Source organism: Photobacterium frigidiphilum (assembly GCF_003025615.1).
Taxonomy (GTDB): domain Bacteria; phylum Pseudomonadota; class Gammaproteobacteria; order Enterobacterales; family Vibrionaceae; genus Photobacterium; species Photobacterium frigidiphilum.
On the sequence record NZ_PYMJ01000128.1, the window covers coordinates 1 to 847 of the forward strand.

The 847-nt window shown below is 44.0% G+C and carries 3 tRNA genes and 1 rRNA gene; all 4 read left to right on the top strand.

The features are described 5' to 3' along the window. Nucleotides 1–67 (top strand): 16S ribosomal RNA (locus C9J12_RS30180); the annotation flags it as partial. Nucleotides 68–159: 92 nt separating this feature from the next. Then, nucleotides 160–235, top strand: a tRNA-Glu gene (locus C9J12_RS30185). Between the two features lie 17 nt (nt 236–252). Continuing rightward, nucleotides 253–328, top strand: a tRNA-Lys gene (locus tag C9J12_RS30190). A 31-nt stretch (nt 329–359) separates the two neighbouring features. Then, nucleotides 360–435: transfer RNA gene (locus C9J12_RS30195), tRNA-Val, on the top strand. Nucleotides 436–847: the final 412 nt, after the last annotated feature.

Consider the following 847-nt stretch of genomic DNA (forward strand, 5'->3'; position numbering starts at 1 on the left):
GTTCATGACTGGGGTGAAGTCGTAACAAGGTAGCCCTAGGGGAACCTGGGGCTGGATCACCTCCTTACCTAAAGATTTATTGTTTGATGCAGTGTCCACACAGATTGCTTGGTCGAAATGTAAAAGAACACGATGTTCTCAACAACATCGAAAAACTAAGTCCCGTTCGTCTAGAGGCCTAGGACACCGCCCTTTCACGGCGGTAACAGGGGTTCGACTCCCCTACGGGACGCCACTTCTTTTTAGAAGTATGGGTCGTTAGCTCAGTTGGTAGAGCAGTTGACTTTTAATCAATTGGTCGCAGGTTCGAATCCTGCACGACCCACCATTCTTTCTCACGAAGGAATTCAAACTATCGTGGGCGATTAGCTCAGTTGGGAGAGCACCTCCCTTACAAGGAGGGGGTCACTGGTTCGAGCCCGGTATCGCCCACCACTTTCTAAACACTTTTACGACATCTTGATTCAATAGCTTACGTTATTGCGTCAAATTACTGTCGCTGAAAGTCATTAGAAAGTGGATTATTTATCTCTTAGGAGATAGAAAAAACACATGTTCTTTAACAATCTGGAAAGCTGACTAGTAAATTGAATCTTAGGATTCAATTACAAATGTTTTTATCCCTCTTTATTTTAAGAGCGGTAAAAACGAGTTCTCAAAACAAACACACATTCAAGTGTCTTGTGTAAGAGTCCGGCGAAAACAAACCTCTCTTTTAAGAGAGAAACCTTGGTTGTTGCCATACGAAACCTCTTGGGGTTGTATGGTTAAGTGACTAAGCGTACACGGTGGATGCCTTGGCAGTCAGAGGCGATGAAGGACGTATTAACTTGCGATAAGCGTAGAT